This is a genomic window from Microbacterium sp. Leaf161, from assembly GCF_001423645.1.
GTDB lineage: Bacteria > Actinomycetota > Actinomycetes > Actinomycetales > Microbacteriaceae > Microbacterium > Microbacterium forte.
In genome coordinates, this window is sequence record NZ_LMOW01000001.1 from 137288 (window position 1) to 154789 (window position 17502).

Here is a 17502-nt window from a genome sequence, read left to right on the forward strand (position 1 = left end):
GATGCTCTCCCCTCTTCCCGTGCGCGACGGCGTCGGCGCCACGCGCCTGCACGTTCCGATGAGCGGCGACTGGCCGACGGTGGGCGCCTACATGATCGACCGCTTCTTCCACCTCGACCCCGAAGGTCTGCTCAGCCGCTTCGACCGCGGCGAGATCGTGGCCCGCGACGGCACTCCCCTGGCGCGGGACACGCCCCTGGGCGTCGAGGAGTTCATCTGGTACTACCGTGATCCTCCCGTCGAGACGCGCCTGCCGGTCGAGATCGAGGTCATCCATCAGGACGACGACCTCGTCGTCATAGACAAGCCGCACTTCCTCCCGACGATCCCCGGCGGAAAGTTCCTGCAGAACTCCGCGCTGATCCGCCTCCGCAACCTGCTCGGCAACGACGAGCTCGCACCGATCCACCGACTCGATCGGGCGACCGCCGGGGTGCTGATGTTCTCGGCGCGTCCGGCCACGAGAGGCCCGTACCAGCTGCTGTTCGAGACCCGACAGGTGCAGAAGGTCTATGAGGCGGTCTCCGCCCGGCCGGCCGACTGGGAGGCGGCGCGATTCCCCCTCGTCTACCGCAATCACATCGTGAAGCTGCGCAACGAGCTGAAGGTCCAGGTCGACGACGAACGCGAGCCCAACGCCGAGACGCTGATCGAGGTCCTCGGTGCCGACGAGCGCGTCGTGCACACGCTGCTGCGCCCGCACAGCGGCAAGATGCATCAGCTGCGGGTGCACCTCGCCGCTCTCGGCCTCGGCATCCTGAACGACCCGTTCTATCCCGAGCTGCGCGGCGAGCGGCCGGACGACTTCGATCACCCCATGCAGCTGCTCGCGCGCGAACTGCACTTCATCGATCCGCTGAGCGGCGCGCCGAGAGTGTTCTCCACGACGCGCACGCTGCAGGAAGCGCCCGTCAGCGGCGCATGATCTTGCGCGCGAGCCGCGTGCCGAGCATCTGCACGAGGTGCACGAACACCACGATCAGAACGATCGCCGCCCACATCACGAGCGGCTCGAACTGACGGAAGCCGTAGATCTGCGCGAACGCTCCGAGACCGCCGCCGCCGATGAGACCGGCCATCGCCGTCATGTCGATGAGCGCGACGACGATGAATGTGTAACCGAGGATGAGCGGTCCGAGGGATTCGGGGATCGCCACGGTGAACAGGATGCGCCAGGGGCCGGCGCCCATCGCGCGGGCGGCCTCGATGACCCCGGGCGAGACCGAGACGAGATGCTGCTCGACGATGCGGCCGATCGCGAAGGCCGCGGCGAGACCGATGATGAACGCTCCGGCAGTGGTGCCGATCCCCGTGCCGACGACGACGCGGGCGAACGGCTGCGCGACGGCCATGAAGATCACGAACGGGATCGGGCGGAAGAAGTTCACCGCGAGGTTCGCGACCACGGAGACAGGTCGGTTCTGGGCGAGCCCGCCGGGGCGGGTGACGTAGAGGATGACACCGATCGCGAGACCGAGGATGCCGCCGAGCACGAGCGCGAACGACGTCATGTAGAGGGTCTCGAGCGCGGCCTTCCAGAATTCGGGCCACAGTTCGTTCAGACGGTCCATCAGCGCGCCTCCTCTCCGGCGATCTCGGTGACTTCGACGCGCTGCGAGATCTCCCCGAGGGTGCGGTCGATCACGGCGCTCTCGCCGCGGATCGCGAGCGTGAGGTGGCCGAAGGCCCGCCCGCGGATGTCGTTGATCCCGCCGTACACGAGCTCGAAGTCGAGCCCCGCCCCGGCGAGGTCGAGGAACACCTGCGCCTGCGACGAGTCGCCGTCGCGGAACGAGAACGTGACGAGGCGGCCTCGGTGGCGCTCGCGCAGCACACCGAGCTCGGACGGCGAGGGGATGCCCTTCACGACCGTGCCGACGAAGCGCTGCGACGCGGGGTTCTGCGGAGCGGAGAAGACGTCGAAGACATCGCCCTGCTCGATCACGCGACCGTTCTCCATGACCGCGACCTTGGTGGCGATCGTCTGGATGACGTCCATCTCGTGCGTGATCACGACGATCGTGACGCCCTGCTCCCGATTGACCCGCTTGAGCAGATCCAGCACCTCGTGCGTGGTCTGCGGGTCGAGGGCGCTGGTGGCCTCGTCGGCGAGCAGGATGGCAGGGCCCGTGGCCAGGGCGCGGGCGATGCCGACGCGCTGCTTCTGACCGCCGGAGAGCTGCTCGGGATACGCCTTGGCTTTGTCGGCGAGGCCTACGAAGGTGAGGAGCTCGGAGACCCGCGTCTCGATGTCGGCCTTCGACCAGCCGGCGAGCTTGAGCGGGTACGCGATGTTCGCCTTGACGCTGCGCGAGGCGAACAGGTTGAACTGCTGGAAGATCATCCCGATCCCCCCGCGGACCTTGCGCAGCTCGCTCTCCCGGAGAGAGGTGATGTCCACGTCGTCGACCGTGATGGTGCCGCTGGTCGCCGGTTCGAGGGCGTTGATCAAGCGGACCAGCGTCGACTTGCCCGCTCCGGAGTATCCGATGATGCCGAAGACATCGCCCTTCTCGATCGAGAGGGTGACGTCGTCGACGGCCACGACCTCGGCGTCTTCACGGGTGCGGGAGGGGTAGGTCTTCGAGACGTTCGTCAGGGTGACGATCGGCATGTGGTGCTCCGGTCTGCTTCGGGAACGAAGAATCGGGTGACGCACGAAGCGCCACCCGATTCTCCCTCATCGGACGGGGGTGTTCTGCACCCGGTCGTCCTACTTCTTGGCCTCGGTGTCCTCCTGGACCTTCTTCAGCGAGGCGACGAGATCCTTGGCGGGGGTCTGCAGCGGCACCGCAGTGTCACCCGAGGACTCGATCAGACCTGCCTGCACGTCTTCGTTCGTCTGGAAGATCTCGACGAGCTTGAGGTACGTCTCGTTGTCGGCGTCCTCGGCGCGCGACGCGAAGATGTTCACGTACGGCAGCGCGTTCGGGTCCTCCGGGTCGTCCTGCGCGATCGCGTCGTCGAAGGTGAGACCGGAATCCTCCACGAAGTCGTTGTTGATGATCGCCGCGGCGACATCCGGCAGCGACGTCGGGATCAGGGCGGCCTCGAGGGCGGTGACCTTCACCTTGGACTTGTCGGTGTCGACATCGGCGAGGTCGGAGAAGATCGTTCCGCCGCTCTTGAGCTCGATGAGACCGGCCGACTGCAGCACGAGGAGTGCGCGCGCCTGGTTCGAGGCATCATCCGGGACGGCGACGGTCTCGCCCTCGGGGATGCTGTCGACGTCGTCGTACTTCTTCGAGTACAGGCCCAGCGGGTAGATCGCGGTCGAGCCGATCGGCGTCAGGTCGGAGCCCGAGGCGCTGTTGTACTCGGCCAGGTACACGATGTGCTGGAACTGGTTGAGGTCGATCTCACCCTCGGTGAGCGCGGGATTCGGCTGCTCGTAGGAGCCGAAGTCGACGAGCTCGACCGTGATGCCCTCGTCAGCGGCTGCGTCGACGAAAGGAGCCCACTGCGCGTCTCCCTTACCGACGACCCCGATCTTGACGGTCTCGTTCTCGGAGTCACCGCCGCCTGCGCCGGCGTCGGATGATGCGGTGGCGCAGCCTGCGAGTGCGACGAAGAGCGGGACCGCGGCGAGCGCGGCGATGACGGATGTGGTCCGACGGGATGCTGTGATGGACATGAGTGTTCGGGTTCCTCTCTTGGGGGACTCGAATACGTTAGGCAGGGCGACGCAGTGCGCGACAATCGAGCGTCACAGAGCGTCACAGCTCTCAGTCGTAGTCCTCGATGCCCTGCAGCCTGACCTGCTCCAGGTCGAGTCGCGCCGAGATGCGACGCACGACGAGGTCGTCGACGGTGCCGTCCCTGCGCAGCCCGAGCAGCACTTCGCGCTTGCGGTCGAGAAGGGCGAGCTTGAGACGCGTGTGCTCCTCGTGGCGCAGCAGCGGCGAGCGCTGCATGACGTCGACGTCGACCGACGTCGCGAGCATCTGCAAAGTCCTCACCTCGCCCTCTGTGCCGTCTTCATCGTCGACGAGGCGCGTCGCATCCGGCATCCGCACCGTCGTCGGCGCAGCATCCGCTCCTGCGTCCCCCGCCTCGGATATCGAGCCGCGGCCGAGGGGATCCGGCTCGTCGAGCATCACATCGAGCGCCTGCGCCTCGGCGTCGACGATGGCCTGTTCGCGGGCCAGGGCGCGCGCGTTCGAGAACTCGAGCATCTGATAGCCCTCGGCGCGCACCTTGTCGCGGATCTCCTGTCCGACGCCGTGCTCGACCGCGAGGTCATCGAGGGCTGCGAGTGCCGCGCCCGAGATGGTGCGCTCGGCCAGCTCGTACTCCTCGTCTTCGGCGTGGTCGACCGGGAATCGGGCCCAGCGCACGATGGCCGGAAGGAGCGGCCCCTGCACGAGCAGGCTCAGCAGGATCACCCCGGCGGTGACGAAGACGATCTCGTCACGCCCCGCGATCTCGCCTTCGGTCGCACTGGCGGCAGGCACGGACAGCGCGATCGCGAGCGAGACCGCACCTCGCATGCCTGCGACGGTCGACACCGCCATCGAACGCGCCCGCGCACCGCGCGACGGGCGCGCGGGGTTGCGTCGCTGGAACGGGGCGTTCATCACCTGGAAGAGGTAGCGCACGACGAGCAGCGTCATCCACACGGCGAGCGTGATCAGCACCAGACGGCCGATCGCCGCGGCCGAGATCTCGTGCGCGACGAACTGCACCTCGAGCCCGATCAGGACGAAGAGCGCGCCGTTGAGCAGGAAGACCCCGAAGGGCCAGGCCGCCGCGACCTGACGTCGAGACGAGGCGGTCGTCACCCGAGGCGACACATAGGCGACGATCAGGCCGGCGACCACGACGGCGAGGACGCCGGAGGCGTGCACGATCTCGGCCAGCAGGAACGCCGAGAACGGGATCAGCAGAAGTGTGACGTTGATGACGATCGTCGAGGAGGTGCGACGCAGCAGCAGGTATCCGAGCGCGGCGACCACGACACCGGCGGCGATGCCTCCGATGTACGAGGTGAGCACCGACATGGTCACCGACAGCGGCGTCACGTTGCCCCCGAGGGCCAGCGAGATGGCGATCGCATAGAGCACCAGGGCGGTGCCGTCGTTCGTCAGGCTCTCCGCCTTGAGCTTCATGAACATGCGCGTCGGCAGCAGGCGTCCGAGGGCGGCGACGGCCGTGGCGTCCGGTGGGGCGACGGCAGCGCCGAGAATCAGGGCGGTCTCCCACGGCATCCCGAACAGCAGTCCGATGCCGGCGACGGCGAAGGCGGATGCCACCACGAGCAGCGTGCTCATCGGCAGGATGTAGCGGAAGTCGCGGCGGATCGACCGCAGCGAGGTGGTCAGGCTCTCCCAGAACAGCATCACCGGGAGGAACAGCAGCAGCACGGTCTCGGGCGGCAGCTGGATCTCGCGCAGCTGCGGCACGAAGCCGAGCAGCAGACCCAGGATGACGAGCACGAGCGGCAGTGCGAGCCGCACACGCGGCGCCAGCATCGTGCCAACGAGGATCGTGAGTCCGATCAGGACGGTGACCTCGAGTCCTTCCATCTGAACCTCCCGGGTACCGCAGGATCAAGCTGTGCGATCCCAGATGGCATCGAACCCCGCCCAGAGCACAGCGCATCGCACTGCCACCGTATTCCCGCTAGGGCCGAATGGCGAGACCCCGAATCAGTCGAGTTCTTCGGTCAGCTCGAACCAGCGGAGTTCGAGCTGCTCGATCTCGGCCTGCTGATCGCTGATCGCCTTCATCTTGTCGCCGAGGCCCGCGAAGTCCGACTGGTCGTGTTCCGCGAGAGCGGACTTCGCCTTGTCGACCTGCTGGGTGAGCTTCTGGATGCGGCGCTCGAGCGACGAGACCTCTTTCTGCGCCGAACGCAGGGCGGCGCCGTCGAGGCTGGAGGCCTTCTTCTCGGTGTTGACGGCAGTCTGAGACTTGCCGGGCGCCGAGGTCTGCAGCTGACGCAGCCGCAGGTATTCGTCGACGCCGCCGGGCAGATGCCGAAGGTGGCCGTCGAGGATCGCGAACTGCTGGTCGGTCACGCGCTCGAGGAAATACCGGTCATGGCTGACGACCAGCAGGGTTCCGGACCACGAGTCCAGGAGATCCTCGATGGCCGCGAGCATGTCGGTGTCGAGATCGTTGGTCGGCTCGTCGAGGATCAGCACGTTGGGCTGGTCGAGGAGCACGAGCAGCAGCTGCAGTCGCCGCTGCTGGCCTCCCGAGAGATCCTTCACCGGGGTGGAGAGCTGTGCGGAGTCGAAGCCGAGCCGCTCGAGCAGCTGCCCGGGCGTGAGCTCCTGCGCCTTCGAGCCCGAGCCCATCGTGTACGAGGTGCGCAGCCGCGAGATCACTACTCGCACCGGCTCGCGCCGCACATCTTCGAGTTCGTCGAGGCGCTGCGTGAGCGTCTTGACCTTCACGGTCGAGCCGCGCTTCACGCGGCCGACGGTCGGCTCGACGGTGCCGGCGATGAGGCCCAGCAGCGTCGACTTGCCGGCGCCGTTGACGCCGAGGATGCCGGTGCGCTCCCCCGGCGCGATGCGCCATTCGACGTCACGCAGCACCTCTCGCGTGCCGCCGTCGACGGTCGGATAGGTGACTCCCACGTCGAGCAGGTCGACGACGTCCTTGCCCAGGCGCGACACCGCGAGCGACTGCAGAGAGATCTTGTCGCGGATCTCGGGCACGTCGGCGATGAGCTCGTTGGCGGCGTCGATGCGGAACTTCGGCTTCGCGGTGCGAGCAGGGGCGCCTCGGCGCAGCCACGCGAGCTCCTTCTTCGCGAGGTTCTGTCGCTTGGCCTCGGTGGCGGCCGACATCCGGTCGCGTTCGACGCGCTGCAGAATGTATGCGGCGTACCCGCCCTCGAAGGGCTCGACGATGCGGTCGTGCACCTCCCAGGTCTCGGTCGAGATCTCGTCGAGGAACCATCGGTCGTGAGTCACGACCATGAGCGCTCCGGAGTTCGGGCTCCACCTCTTCTTGAGGTGCCCGGCCAACCAGGTGATGGCTTCGACGTCGAGATGGTTGGTGGGCTCGTCGAGCGCGATGACGTCCCAGTCGCCCGTCAGCAGCTTGGCGAGCGAGACGCGACGACGCTGACCACCGCTGAGAGAGCCGATCTCGGCATCCCACGGCAGATCCTTCAGCAGTCCCTCGATGACGTCACGGATGCGGGGGTCGCCCGCCCACTCGTATTCCGGGGTGTCGCCGACGACCGCGGCGCTGATCGTGAGGTCGTCGCTGAGGGTGTCGGCCTGGTCGAGGACGCCGATGGTCGTTCCGCCGCGCACCGTGACGCGGCCCGAGCTCGGCTCCTTGAGGCCTGCCAGCATCCCCAGGAGGCTCGACTTGCCGTCGCCGTTGCGGCCGACGATGCCGATGCGGTCACCTTCTTCGATGCCGAGGGTCACGGAGTCGAAGACGACCCTCGTCGGATATTCGAGATGAAGGGCTTCTGCCCCGAGAAGATGTGCCATATCACTCCCCAGGGTAGTCGGGCACGCTGGGTGAGCCGGTCAGCTGAGCGCTGCGGTGACAACGGGAGCATGACGCGCCTCCATCTCGGCATCCCAGACGCCCAGGAGCTGGAAGGTCGCGATGCGGAACACGAGGGCGCGGATGATGTGCTGGCGCCCGTCTGCTCTCTCGTCTGCAAGCCTCAGCATGTCCGCCGGTGCGAGACGATGCCAGCACGCGGCATCGGCCAACACGATCGCGTCGGCGAAGCCGACCGGACGCCAGTAGGGCGCCCAGTCGATGATCACCGGGGGCTGCCCGGGTTCGAACATCACGTTGCCGAGAAGATCGCCGTGGACGATCTGGGCCGGGACGGCGACGGGCCTGAAGGCGTCAGCGAGTCGCCGGAGTGCGTCGCCGGGCGGCAGGTCCTCTTCTTGCCAGGCGATCCTGTCCGACCGCGCCCAGGGGTCGCGTGCGGCATCGAGGAAGTCCGGACGATCGAGGTCTGCGACAGCTCGATGGAACGCGGCGGCGGTGGCGAGCACGTCGGCCACGCGGGTCTCATCCGTGTGACCGGGCAGCCACTCCCAGGCCTCCCAGCCGTCGATCGTCCACGCTCCGGATGCCGACGGGATCGGGCGCGGCGTGCGGAATGCCGAGGTGTGCGGCAGCTGCGCGAGGACGTTCGCCTTCCACAGCGTCTCGCCGTCTCCGGCCGAGGGGCGCAGGACTGTGTCGGCCGCACGCCAGGTGAGACCGCGGCCTCCGGGGAGGTTCCGGAGTTCCTCGTGATCCGCGGCGGGGATCCCGAAGTCCGCGAGTACCGCGTTCGAGGGTGGCATCGCGGTCGTCATGATCCGAGGCTATGCCAGCGGGTGCGGTGGCGGTGGGCCGAAGAGTTCGGGGAGGGACGCGGTGAATGCGTCGAAGTGGCTGTACCAGATGGTGTGCGCGGCCCCGGGGATGCTGCGGACATCGGCGCCGTTCGCCGCGAATCTGCGGGCGTCGTCGTCGTTGACCCACGCGCTCGGTTCTGCGCGCACGACGATCGAGCCGGCTTCGGGAAGCCAGGAGTGATCCGTGTCGCAGGAGATGGACGCTGTCGTCGCCGGGTCGAAGAGTGCGGCGGCGCGAGCCTCCACCTCGGCATCCTGCGCGGAGTAGAAAGGGCGGGATGCGAGCAGATCTTTCGGAGACAGGCGCGCTCTGCGGTCACGTGCGTACTGCGCCGTAAGAGCCGCGCGGTCGTGTCCCCCGGACAGAGAGAACGCCGCGTCGACATACACAGACAGGTCGGGCTGCAGCATCTCGGCGGCCGCGGCGAGGACCGTCGCTCCGTAGGAGTGGCCGATGGCGGCGAGCGGGCGCCCGGGGGCGAGGTGCCGGACCGTCTCGACCATCGAGGCCGCGGCACGCTCGATCGTGAGCTGCGGGTCGCGCTCCGACAGGCCGTGACCGGGCAGATCGACGGCGACCACGCGATGGCCGTTGGCTGCGAGCGCCGGGATCACGCGCCTCCAGCTCTCGGAAGACCCCATCATTCCGTGCAGCAGAAGCACCGTGCCCGGGCCTGTTCCTGTGTCGATCGCGTGGAGGAGCATCCCGTCAGTGTTGCACGCTTCCGTTACTCTTCCGTGATCATATCCAGATCGGAATGTTTCGGATTTATCTTCGAATGTCGGTGGTCTCTGATCTACTTATGACATGACAGCACTGCTCGACGCGCCGGACGCACAGATCGCGACACTCGCCGATCTCGTCGACGCGCTGCAGGTCGCGGAGGCGACGCTGAGCAGCATGAGCGCCGCACGCGACGGGCTGCTGGCGATCGCCGGGCGGCTGGCGATCGACATCGCCAAGCAAGGTAATCACCCCGATCGCGGAGACCACTCTCTTCGCACCGTGGCTGCCGAGATCGGTGCTGTGCAGCGCGTCAGCGATCGCACGATCGAGCGGCGGATGGCTGCCGCAGAGCTGCTGGTCGATCAGTTTCCGGCCGTGTGGGCGGCACAGGGGGCTGGGCGGATCAGCCCGGCTCATTCCCGGGTGATCGTCGACGCGGGGTCGGGCATCGAGTCGCCCAGCGACCGTGAGAAGTACTCCGCGGTCATCCTCCCGATCGCCGAGGCGGAGTCGCCCAACCGTCTGCGTGCGTTGGCCCGGCGAGTAGCCGAGCGGTTCGCTTCGACGACCGTGTCGGAGAGACACCGTCGAGCGAGGTCGCAGCGGCGGGTCTGGGTGACGGACGGCGACGACGGAATGGCGGCTCTGCACACGCACGCGCCCGCCGCGCTCGTCCACGGCATGTTCGACCGTCTCTCGCAGATGGCGCACGCACTGCGCAACGAGAACCTTCGCGCGAGGCGACAGGCAGCTCGCGACGGCAGCGAGTTCGAGCCGGATGATCGGACGGTCGATGAGATCCGTGCCGACCTGCTCGCCGATCTCGTGCTCAGCGGACAGCCGACAGGTCACGACAGCGAAGACGGACTGCTCGGAGCCATCGACGCCCGGATCGAGATCACCGTTCCGGTGACGACGCTGATGGATGATGACGCGCACGCCTCGTCTGATGCCGATGCGGCACCGCCGGCCGAACTCGACGGGCGGACCCCGATCGATGTCGACACGGCGCGCAAGATGGCGGGCCAGACGAAGGGGTGGGACCGGGTGTTGACGCATCCGATCAGCGGTCGGGTGCTCGCGGTCGATCGGTATAGACCGAGCCGCCACCTGCGCAGACACCTGCGTGCGCGTGACCAGCGATGTCGCTTCCCCACCTGCGGGATCGTGGCTAGCAAATGCGATCTCGACCACAATCATGCTGCCTCTACTGGTGGCGCGACCTGCGAGACGAACCTCGCGTCCTTCTGTCGCCGACATCATGTTCTGAAACATCACTCCCCCTGGCACGTCGAGCAGCAGCCAGGCGGAGTCGTGGAATGGACGAGTCCCACTGGCCGAACCTACGTCGACACTCCTCCTGCACCGAACACGGTGACCTTCACCGTGGAGGAGGATGCTGGGCCCGCGCCGTTCTGAGGAAGCCCCGGTCGCCGCCTCGCGCTGTGGATAACTGCGACAGCACCTATTGCCCTTTGGCTACGGTGGCGCGGTGACCTCTCCTCGCTCGCGACCCTTGCCGACGCTCCCGACTCGACCGACATCAACAGCTGCCCCCGGGATGAGACGGCGATGACGACGCATCGGAGAAGTGCGGGTGTCGTGATCGTCGGGCTCACGCTGGGCCAGGTGCTCGGGTGCGCTCCGGCGCCTGCCCCTGCTCCCACGCCGACACCCGCGTTCGCCAGTGAGGCGGAGGCATTCGCGGCAGCGGAAGAGGTGTACCGGGCGTACTTCGACGCCCTAAGCGCTCGGGTACGTGGTGAATCAGAGCCAGACCCACAAGAGTTCCTCACATCCATCGCGCTCGAAAGTGACATCGACGCTCAAAGGTCACTGCGCGAGTGGGGGTTACGTGCTAGCGGAGAAGCGAAGATCTTGTCGTTCCGCGGCACCGAAACAGGCGGTGACGAGCCGACCACGACGGTTGAAGGGATCGTGTGCATAGACGTATCCAAGTTTCGAGTCGTTGATGCGGGCGGCATCGACTTAACGCCTCCTGACCGAGGCGATGTTGTTGCGCAGCGTGTGGAGTTCGCCGGCGACGGCAATCACCTACTGATCGCTCACGAGGATTCCGCAGACGAGGAAGCGTGTTGATCAGTGCAGTGACAGCGATGATGACGCTCATGCTTATGCTGGCCGCACCAAGTGCCCCTACCGAGCCCGCTTCGGCCTGCACCACGTCCTCGCAGATGATGGGCCTGTGCGGCTCCACGGATGGCTCGTCTCTTACGATCTCGGGCACGCAACAACAGCAGCCCAGCATCGATCCCGGCACGAGCTCGCGACAGAGCAACGGCGGACCAGGCAGCCCCGGCGGCCCATCCGGCCCCGGCACACCGTCGGTGCCGAGCGATGAAGCGATCGACCTCGCGGCGTGCATGGACGACTCGGGCACCACGCGATGCGCACCCCGCCCGAACCGGCCCGCTGCCCCGGCGACGACCCCGTCCGCACAGGGCACTCCGACGATCACCATCTCCGACCTCGCGCGGTTCGCCCCGGCATCCGTCGTCGCCGCCGCCGAACCCGGAAACGTCGGGATCGCTGGGATGCCGACCAACTTCACCGTTGCTGCGACACCGCAGATCCAAGGCGGCGAGCTGTTCGGCCTGCCACTGCGCGTGCGATTCGTCCCGGCTGCATACGACTACACCTACGGCGACGGCAGCTCGGCGACACTGACAACGCCGGGGCAGACGTGGGAGGCGCTCGGCCAAGCACAGTTCACACCGACCCCGACCAGCCATGTCTACCGCGAACCCGGCGTGTACCCGGCCCGCGTGGACATCCGATACTCCGCGCAGGTGAACCTCGGCGGAGGCTGGATCGACATCCCCGGGCAGCTCACCACCAGTGGCGCCACGCAGGAGATCCGCATCCTCGAAGCCCGCACCGCGCTCGTCGCCCACACCTGCGACGAGAACCCGGCCGGCGTCGGCTGCTGAAGAACGCACCACAGCAGCACGCCAATAAGGAAGACCCCCTAACCCCGAAGGTCCGAGCGGCCCTGTTCTGCGAGATGACTGATCGCTTTCTCGTGCGACTCGACGATCTCGAGGAGGCTCGGCCTTCCGAGAGCAAATTCGCCTACGGCGCTCTGCTCCTCGAGAGGCAGCCGCCGACCGATCCCCCGCCTAAACTAGACAGGTGCCATGGAGTCGCCGGGTGTTCTCGCTCTCACTAGCCGACCGCAAGGCAAAGCTGGTGCAGTCGAGAAGGCGACCCGGTCGCTTCGAGCTCAGCGTGGATGGAATTGCGCAGTCCGTCGTCTCGATCACCGAACCCACCGCCCTCGAGTACAGCTACACCCGACACATCGCCCGCGCAATGGATGCCGCCGCCGAGCCGGATGCGCCGCTGTTCACCGTGCATCTGGGCGCCGGAGCACTCACGCTGGCACGCTACGTCCAGGCGACGCGCGCCGGATCACCTCAGCTGGTGGTGGAGTTCGAACCCGCGCTCTACGCCGCCGTCATCGACGCGCTGCCATTGCCTCCCGGGTCTGACATACGAGTCATCCTCGGTGACGCTCGTACGGTCGCGGACGCCGCTTTTCCGAACGAGAAGACATCGCCGGTGCAGTCATCTCCGTCCCCCGGGCTTGACGACGCAGCGAGTTACCGCACCGCAGTCGACACCGATTGGGTGGAGGCGTGCTTCACCGTCGTCGATCTCTGGGATGCCGCCGTCATCCGGCATCGTGTGGCCAGCCAGGAGTTCTATCGCCGGGTCGCCGCCCGCTCCGCAGCAGCGGGCGTGGTCGCCGTGAACCTGCTCGACGGGCATCCGTTCGAATACTCACGACGACAGGCCGCGACCCTGAGCACCGTGTTCGATCACGTCGCTGTCGTGCTTGACACAGAGCCGGAAGATGCGGAAGGGCCACTCGGCAACGTCGTCATCTTCGCGAGCGATGAGCCGCTGGACAAGGTGACCGCCTCCGTTTTGCTCGACACACCGCGACCTCATCTCCTCCGCGATGGCGCTCTGACGTCGTGGATCGCTGAAGCGCGCATCATGACAGATGCCGACGGCACAGACTCTCCCGATCCCGACGACCCCCTCTGGGGCTAGCGCACCGTGTGCGGACGTCCTCCGACAGGACGTCCGCTTCTCGCCAGCGGCTCGCCCGCGCGCGGTGTGAAAAGTCGACCCGACATGGCAAAGAGCCGCCCGGACCCGAAGGTCCGGACGGCTCGTCGTTGTTCGAGCGGAATCGCTTACTGGTACGACTTCACGATCTCGAGGAGGCTCGGCACGTTGGCGTAGGCTTCAGCGGCGTTCTCCTTCGTGACGATGATCGGGTCGAGCAGGTATGCCGGAACAACCTTGGCGCCGTTGTCGTACGACTCCTCGTCGTTGACGTCGACCTCCTCGCCCTTCTGCAGCTGGCCGACCATCTTGATCGACTGCTCGACGAGCAGCGCGGTGTCCTTGTTGATCGTGGAGTACTGGATACCCTCCATGATCGACTTCACCGACTCGACCTCGGAGTCCTGACCCGTGACGACCGGAACCGGCTTGCCGGCCTGCTGCACCGACGTGATGATGGCGCGAGCAAGGGTGTCGTTCGGCGACAGCACACCGTCGACCACGGTGTCACCGCTGTACGACGAGGTCAGAAGCGTGTCCATGCGGTTCTGCGCGTTCTCCGGAAGCCATCCCTCGGTCGCGGTCTGCGCGATCTCGGTCTGACCAGACACGACGACGAGGTTGCCGTTGTCGATCTCCGGCTGGAGCACGTCCATGGCGCCGTCGAAGAAGACCTTCGAGTTGGCGTCATCCGGCGAGCCCGAGAAGAGCTCGATGTTGTACGGAGCCTCGTGGCCCGCACGCTCGGCGAGTCCGTCGAGCAGAGCCTGGCCCTGCAGCTGGCCGACCTTGAAGTTGTCGAACGCGACGTAGTAGTCGACAGCCTCGGTGTTCTCGATCAGACGGTCGTACGCGATCACGTACGCGCCTGCATCCTTGGCGGCCTGCACCTGGGTGGCGAGCTGCTTGCCATCCTTCGCACCGATGATGATGACCTTGGCGCCGTTGGTGACCATGGCCTGGATCTGGTTCTGCTGCTCGGCGACCGTGTTGCTCGCCGGAGCGTACTGCACGTCGGCCTTGAAGCCGGCCTCTTCGAGGCCGTCCGTGAAGAGCTGGCCCGCGAGGACCCAGTTCTCACTGGTCTTGTCGGGAAGCGCGACACCGATCGGAGAATCGGCGGCGAAGCCTGCTTCGGCCTCTTCGCCGGATCCCGTGTCGGTTCCGCCGCCGCGCTCACCGGAGCAGCCCGTGAGTGCGAAGGCAGCCGTCGCGACGAGCGCTGTCGCTGTGACGATGATCTTCTTCATGTGATCTCTTTCTGTGTGATGTGACGGATTCTGCGTGCGAGCACTGCGCGGAGATTCCGCTTACTCGGCCCTTGTCTTGTCGACGGGAGGGGCTTGGTAAGTCCTGTTGGGTTCGAACGTCTCGGTGGCCGGGTCCTGCTGGCGGCTCGAGCGACGCATCATGAAACCGATGAGAGACGGGCGGCCCTGCTGCTTGTTCCAGACGTCGATGCCGACCGCGAGCAGGAGCACGAGGCCCTTGATCATCGAGACGACGTCGGCACCCTGGCCGAGCAGAGCGAGACCGTTGTTGAGGAAGGCCATGACCAGACCACCGATGATCGATCCGATCACGGTGCCGATGCCACCCGCGACGGCGGCGCCACCGATGAACACGGATGCGATGGCGTCGAGCTCCCAGCCGGTGCCGTCGTTCGGTCCGGACGCCTGCGAACGGGCGACGAAGATCATGCCGGCGAGAGCGGCCATCATCGACATGTTCATCATGACGAAGAAGTCGACCCAGCGGTCCTTGACACCCGAGAGGCGTGCGGCCTGACGGTTGCCACCCACGGCGTAGATGTGACGGCCGAACACGGTGTTCCGCGTGATGAACGAGTAGATGATGACCAGCGCGAGCAGGATCAGACCCGGAACCGGGAAGCTCGTGCCGGGGCGACCGGTCGCGAACATCCACGCCGCGGCGAGGACGACGACCGAGAGCAGCACGACCTTGACCACGCTGACCCACAGAGGCGCGCTGTCGGAGCCCATCTTGTGCTGCTGGCGACGGGTGCGGATCTCCCAGAAGACCAGCCACGCCACGGCGACCAGGGCGAGGAGCATCGTCGGCACGTTGAAGTCGAGCGGAAGCCCGACCTCGGGCAGATAGCCGGTGCCGATCACCTGGAAGCCCTTGGGCACCGGAATCGTCTGAGCGTCACCGATCCACTGCTGCGCGCCGCGGAAGAAGAGCATGCCGGCGAGCGTCACGATGAACGCGGGCACCCCGACATACGCCACCCAGAATCCCTGCCAGGCACCCACGAGGGCACCCACACCGAGGCCGAGGAGGATCGCCGCCGGCCAAGGGAGGTTCCAGTCGGCCATCGACTTCGCGACGATGATGCCGGTGAACGCCGCCACCGAGCCGACCGACAGGTCGATGTGCCCCATGATGATGACCATCACCATGCCGATCGCGAGGATCAGGATGAACGAGTACTGGTTGATGACGTTGATCAGGTTGCCCGACGTCAGAGTCGCGCCGTTCGGTCCGTTGCGGAGCAGCGTCAGGATCTCGAAGAGGGCGATGATGACGATGAGGCTGCCCAGGATGCCGAACTGGCGCAGCGACGAGGTGCCGTTGCTTCCGAACATCTTGCGGATGTCGCCGAAGTGGAAGCCGCGCTTCGTTGTCGTGAGGTCGGTGGTCATGCTGATGCTTTCTGAGTCGCGGAGGTCATGCTGCGCATGAGGGCCTCGGGTGTCGCCTGGTCGGCCGGGATGCAGTCGGTGACCCGACCTTCGAAGACTGTGTAGATGCGGTCGGAGATGCCGAGCAGCTCGGGCAGCTCGCTGGAGATGACGATGACGCCCTTGCCCTGCGAGGCGAGCTCGTTGATGATCGCGTAGATCTCGTACTTCGCACCCACGTCGATGCCTCGGGTGGGCTCGTCGAGGATCAGCAGATCGGGGTCGGTGAACATCCACCGCGCCAGCACGACCTTCTGCTGGTTTCCTCCCGAGAGCTTGCCGACGCCCTCTTCGACGCTCGGCGTCTTGATGCGCAGCGCCTTGCGGTAGCGCTCGGCGACCGAGTACTCCTCGCGCTCGTCGACGACGCCGCGCTTCGAGATCTTCGACAGCTTGGCCGCCACGACCGACCGCTTGATGGTGTCGAGCAGGTTGAGGCCGAGCACCTTGCGGTCCTCGCTGACGTACGCGAGACCGTGCTTGATGGCGGAGGAGACGTCTGGGATCGAGATCTCCTGGCCGTCCTTGACGATCTGCCCGCCCAGGAAGTTGCCGTACGAGCGGCCGAAGATGCTCATCATGAACTCGGTGCGGCCCGCGCCCATCAGCCCGGCGATGCCGACGACCTCGCCGCGGCGGACGTTGAGGTTCGATCCCTTGACGACCATGCGCTCGGAGACGGTCGGGTGCTGCACCCACCAGTCCTTGACCTCGAAGAAGACCTCCCCGATCTCGGGGGTGCGGTCTGGGTATCGGCTCTCGAGCGAGCGTCCGACCATCCCGCGGATGATCCTGTCCTCGTTGATCTCGCCGCGCGAGATGTCGAGCGTCTCGACCGTGCGACCGTCGCGGATGATCGTGATCTCGTCGGCGATCTGCTCGATCTCGTTGAGCTTGTGGCTGATCATGATCGACGCGATGCCCTTGGCCTTGAGGCCCAGGATCAGGTCGAGCAGGTGCTGCGAGTCGTTCTCGTTCAGGGCGGCGGTGGGCTCATCGAGGATGAGGAGCTTGACGTCCTTGTTGAGGGCCTTGGCGATCTCGATCAGCTGCTGCTTGCCGACACCGAGAGTCTTGATGGCCACGTCGGGGTCTTCGCGCAGGCCGACGCGAGCCAGCAGCTCGACCGTGCGCTGGCGCTGTGCACGCCAGTCGATCTTGCCGAAGCTGCGGATCTCGTTGCCGAGGAAGATGTTCTCGGTGATCGAGAGCTCGGGGATCAGCGCGAGCTCCTGGTGGATGATCGCGATCCCGGCCTGCTCGCTCGCCGCGATGTCGCGGTAGCGCTGCTCCTCGCCATAGAGCAGGATGTCCCCCTCGTACGTGCCGTAGGGGTACACGCCGGAGAGGACCTTCATCAAGGTCGACTTCCCGGCGCCGTTCTCCCCGCAGATCGCATGGATCTCTCCTGCGCGGACGGTGATGGACACGTCGGACAGCGCCTTGACACCCGGGAACTCCTTGGTGATGCTGCGCATCTCCAGGATGGGGCCTGACACGACCGGCAACGTTGCTGTGGTGCTCACAAGATCTTCCTCGCGACGGGCGGTCACCTTCGATGTGACCGTTCACATTGGATTACATAGTCTACGCTCGCCGAGACCCTGTCAAGACCACGAGCCAAATTGTGGCT

15 protein-coding genes are annotated in these 17502 nt (G+C 66.4%); 5 read left to right on the forward strand and 10 right to left on the reverse strand.

Going from position 1 to position 17502, the window contains the following annotated elements; genetic code table 11:
* Position 1 precedes the first annotated feature (1 nt).
* Positions 2-925: a pseudouridine synthase gene (locus ASF87_RS00690; protein ID WP_197065946.1), complete on the forward strand. Its 924-nt coding sequence runs from the start codon at positions 2-4 to the stop codon at positions 923-925.
* On the opposite strand, the gene ASF87_RS00695 is transcribed toward ASF87_RS00690, so the two are convergent.
* The 7 genes from ASF87_RS00695 to ASF87_RS00725 form a co-directional block, all read right to left on the reverse strand.
* The gene (locus ASF87_RS00695) at positions 912-1571 is read right to left on the reverse strand and encodes a methionine ABC transporter permease (RefSeq protein WP_042537425.1); all 660 of its coding nucleotides are present in this window, start codon (positions 1569-1571) and stop codon (positions 912-914) included. The two genes, ASF87_RS00690 and ASF87_RS00695, sit on opposite strands and share 14 nt — an antisense overlap.
* On the reverse strand, positions 1571-2614 hold the full coding sequence (locus ASF87_RS00700) for a methionine ABC transporter ATP-binding protein (protein ID WP_042537423.1): 1044 nt from the start codon (positions 2612-2614) through the stop codon (positions 1571-1573). The genes ASF87_RS00695 and ASF87_RS00700 overlap by 1 nt, the downstream gene beginning before the upstream one ends.
* A gap of 99 nt (positions 2615-2713) precedes the next feature.
* Positions 2714-3634, reverse strand: a complete 921-nt coding sequence (locus ASF87_RS00705; protein WP_056373427.1) for a MetQ/NlpA family ABC transporter substrate-binding protein — start codon at positions 3632-3634, stop codon at positions 2714-2716.
* Positions 3635-3725: 91 nt separating this feature from the next.
* Complete coding sequence (locus ASF87_RS00710; RefSeq protein ID WP_056373429.1) at positions 3726-5525, reverse strand: Na+/H+ antiporter; 1800 nt, start codon at positions 5523-5525, stop codon at positions 3726-3728.
* A 123-nt stretch (positions 5526-5648) separates the two neighbouring features.
* Complete coding sequence (locus ASF87_RS00715) at positions 5649-7460, reverse strand: ABC-F family ATP-binding cassette domain-containing protein (RefSeq protein WP_042537418.1); 1812 nt, start codon at positions 7458-7460, stop codon at positions 5649-5651.
* A gap of 39 nt (positions 7461-7499) precedes the next feature.
* Positions 7500-8297 (reverse strand): hypothetical protein, encoded by a 798-nt coding sequence (locus tag ASF87_RS00720; protein WP_056373430.1) that lies wholly within the window; start codon positions 8295-8297, stop codon positions 7500-7502.
* A gap of 9 nt (positions 8298-8306) precedes the next feature.
* Complete coding sequence (locus ASF87_RS00725) at positions 8307-9044, reverse strand: alpha/beta fold hydrolase (RefSeq protein WP_056373433.1); 738 nt, start codon at positions 9042-9044, stop codon at positions 8307-8309.
* Between the two features lie 103 nt (positions 9045-9147).
* Here ASF87_RS00725 and ASF87_RS00730 point away from each other — a divergent pair, with 103 nt between their 5' ends.
* From ASF87_RS00730 to ASF87_RS00745, 4 genes are all read left to right on the forward strand, one after another.
* Positions 9148-10485, forward strand: coding sequence for an HNH endonuclease signature motif containing protein (locus ASF87_RS00730; protein ID WP_056373435.1), 1338 nt, complete (start codon positions 9148-9150; stop codon positions 10483-10485).
* A 153-nt stretch (positions 10486-10638) separates the two neighbouring features.
* Positions 10639-11166: a hypothetical protein gene (locus ASF87_RS00735; RefSeq protein WP_056373437.1), complete on the forward strand. Its 528-nt coding sequence runs from the start codon at positions 10639-10641 to the stop codon at positions 11164-11166.
* 29 nt (positions 11167-11195) lie between these two features.
* Positions 11196-12017 carry a PKD domain-containing protein gene (locus ASF87_RS00740; RefSeq protein ID WP_235558833.1) on the forward strand — a complete coding sequence of 274 codons (822 nt, stop codon included), beginning with the start codon at positions 11196-11198 and terminating at the stop codon, positions 12015-12017.
* Between the two features lie 298 nt (positions 12018-12315).
* Complete coding sequence (locus ASF87_RS00745) at positions 12316-13146, forward strand: hypothetical protein (protein WP_157549974.1); 831 nt, start codon at positions 12316-12318, stop codon at positions 13144-13146.
* A 146-nt stretch (positions 13147-13292) separates the two neighbouring features.
* Here ASF87_RS00745 and ASF87_RS00750 read toward each other — a convergent pair whose 3' ends face one another.
* Genes ASF87_RS00750 through mmsA form a run of 3 tightly spaced genes read right to left on the reverse strand, consistent with a single transcriptional unit; the run spans position 13293 to position 17347 of the window.
* Positions 13293-14414 carry a substrate-binding domain-containing protein gene (locus ASF87_RS00750; protein WP_056373441.1) on the reverse strand — a complete coding sequence of 374 codons (1122 nt, stop codon included), beginning with the start codon at positions 14412-14414 and terminating at the stop codon, positions 13293-13295.
* Positions 14415-14474: 60 nt separating this feature from the next.
* Positions 14475-15830: a multiple monosaccharide ABC transporter permease gene (gene mmsB, locus ASF87_RS00755; RefSeq protein WP_042537404.1), complete on the reverse strand. Its 1356-nt coding sequence runs from the start codon at positions 15828-15830 to the stop codon at positions 14475-14477.
* Complete coding sequence (mmsA, locus tag ASF87_RS00760; protein ID WP_327037343.1) at positions 15827-17347, reverse strand: multiple monosaccharide ABC transporter ATP-binding protein; 1521 nt, start codon at positions 17345-17347, stop codon at positions 15827-15829. The genes mmsB and mmsA overlap by 4 nt, the downstream gene beginning before the upstream one ends.
* Positions 17348-17502: the final 155 nt, after the last annotated feature.

Excerpts from the sequence above, each read along its gene's own strand:
- ASF87_RS00690 (WP_197065946.1), top strand. The coding sequence starts at position 2 with ATGCTCTCCCCTCTTCCCGTGCGCGACGGCGTCGGCGCCACGCGCCTG.
- ASF87_RS00695 (WP_042537425.1), bottom strand. The coding sequence starts at position 1,571 with ATGGACCGTCTGAACGAACTGTGGCCCGAATTCTGGAAGGCCGCGCTC.
- ASF87_RS00700 (WP_042537423.1), bottom strand. The coding sequence starts at position 2,614 with ATGCCGATCGTCACCCTGACGAACGTCTCGAAGACCTACCCCTCCCGC.
- ASF87_RS00705 (WP_056373427.1), bottom strand. The coding sequence starts at position 3,634 with ATGTCCATCACAGCATCCCGTCGGACCACATCCGTCATCGCCGCGCTC.
- ASF87_RS00710 (WP_056373429.1), bottom strand. The coding sequence starts at position 5,525 with ATGGAAGGACTCGAGGTCACCGTCCTGATCGGACTCACGATCCTCGTT.
- ASF87_RS00715 (WP_042537418.1), bottom strand. The coding sequence starts at position 7,460 with ATGGCACATCTTCTCGGGGCAGAAGCCCTTCATCTCGAATATCCGACG.
- ASF87_RS00720 (WP_056373430.1), bottom strand. The coding sequence starts at position 8,297 with ATGACGACCGCGATGCCACCCTCGAACGCGGTACTCGCGGACTTCGGG.
- ASF87_RS00725 (WP_056373433.1), bottom strand. The coding sequence starts at position 9,044 with ATGCTCCTCCACGCGATCGACACAGGAACAGGCCCGGGCACGGTGCTT.
- ASF87_RS00730 (WP_056373435.1), top strand. The coding sequence starts at position 9,148 with ATGACAGCACTGCTCGACGCGCCGGACGCACAGATCGCGACACTCGCC.
- ASF87_RS00735 (WP_056373437.1), top strand. The coding sequence starts at position 10,639 with ATGACGACGCATCGGAGAAGTGCGGGTGTCGTGATCGTCGGGCTCACG.
- ASF87_RS00740 (WP_235558833.1), top strand. The coding sequence starts at position 11,196 with ATGCTTATGCTGGCCGCACCAAGTGCCCCTACCGAGCCCGCTTCGGCC.
- ASF87_RS00750 (WP_056373441.1), bottom strand. The coding sequence starts at position 14,414 with ATGAAGAAGATCATCGTCACAGCGACAGCGCTCGTCGCGACGGCTGCC.
- mmsB (WP_042537404.1), bottom strand. The coding sequence starts at position 15,830 with ATGACCACCGACCTCACGACAACGAAGCGCGGCTTCCACTTCGGCGAC.
- mmsA (WP_327037343.1), bottom strand. The coding sequence starts at position 17,347 with ATGCGCAGCATCACCAAGGAGTTCCCGGGTGTCAAGGCGCTGTCCGAC.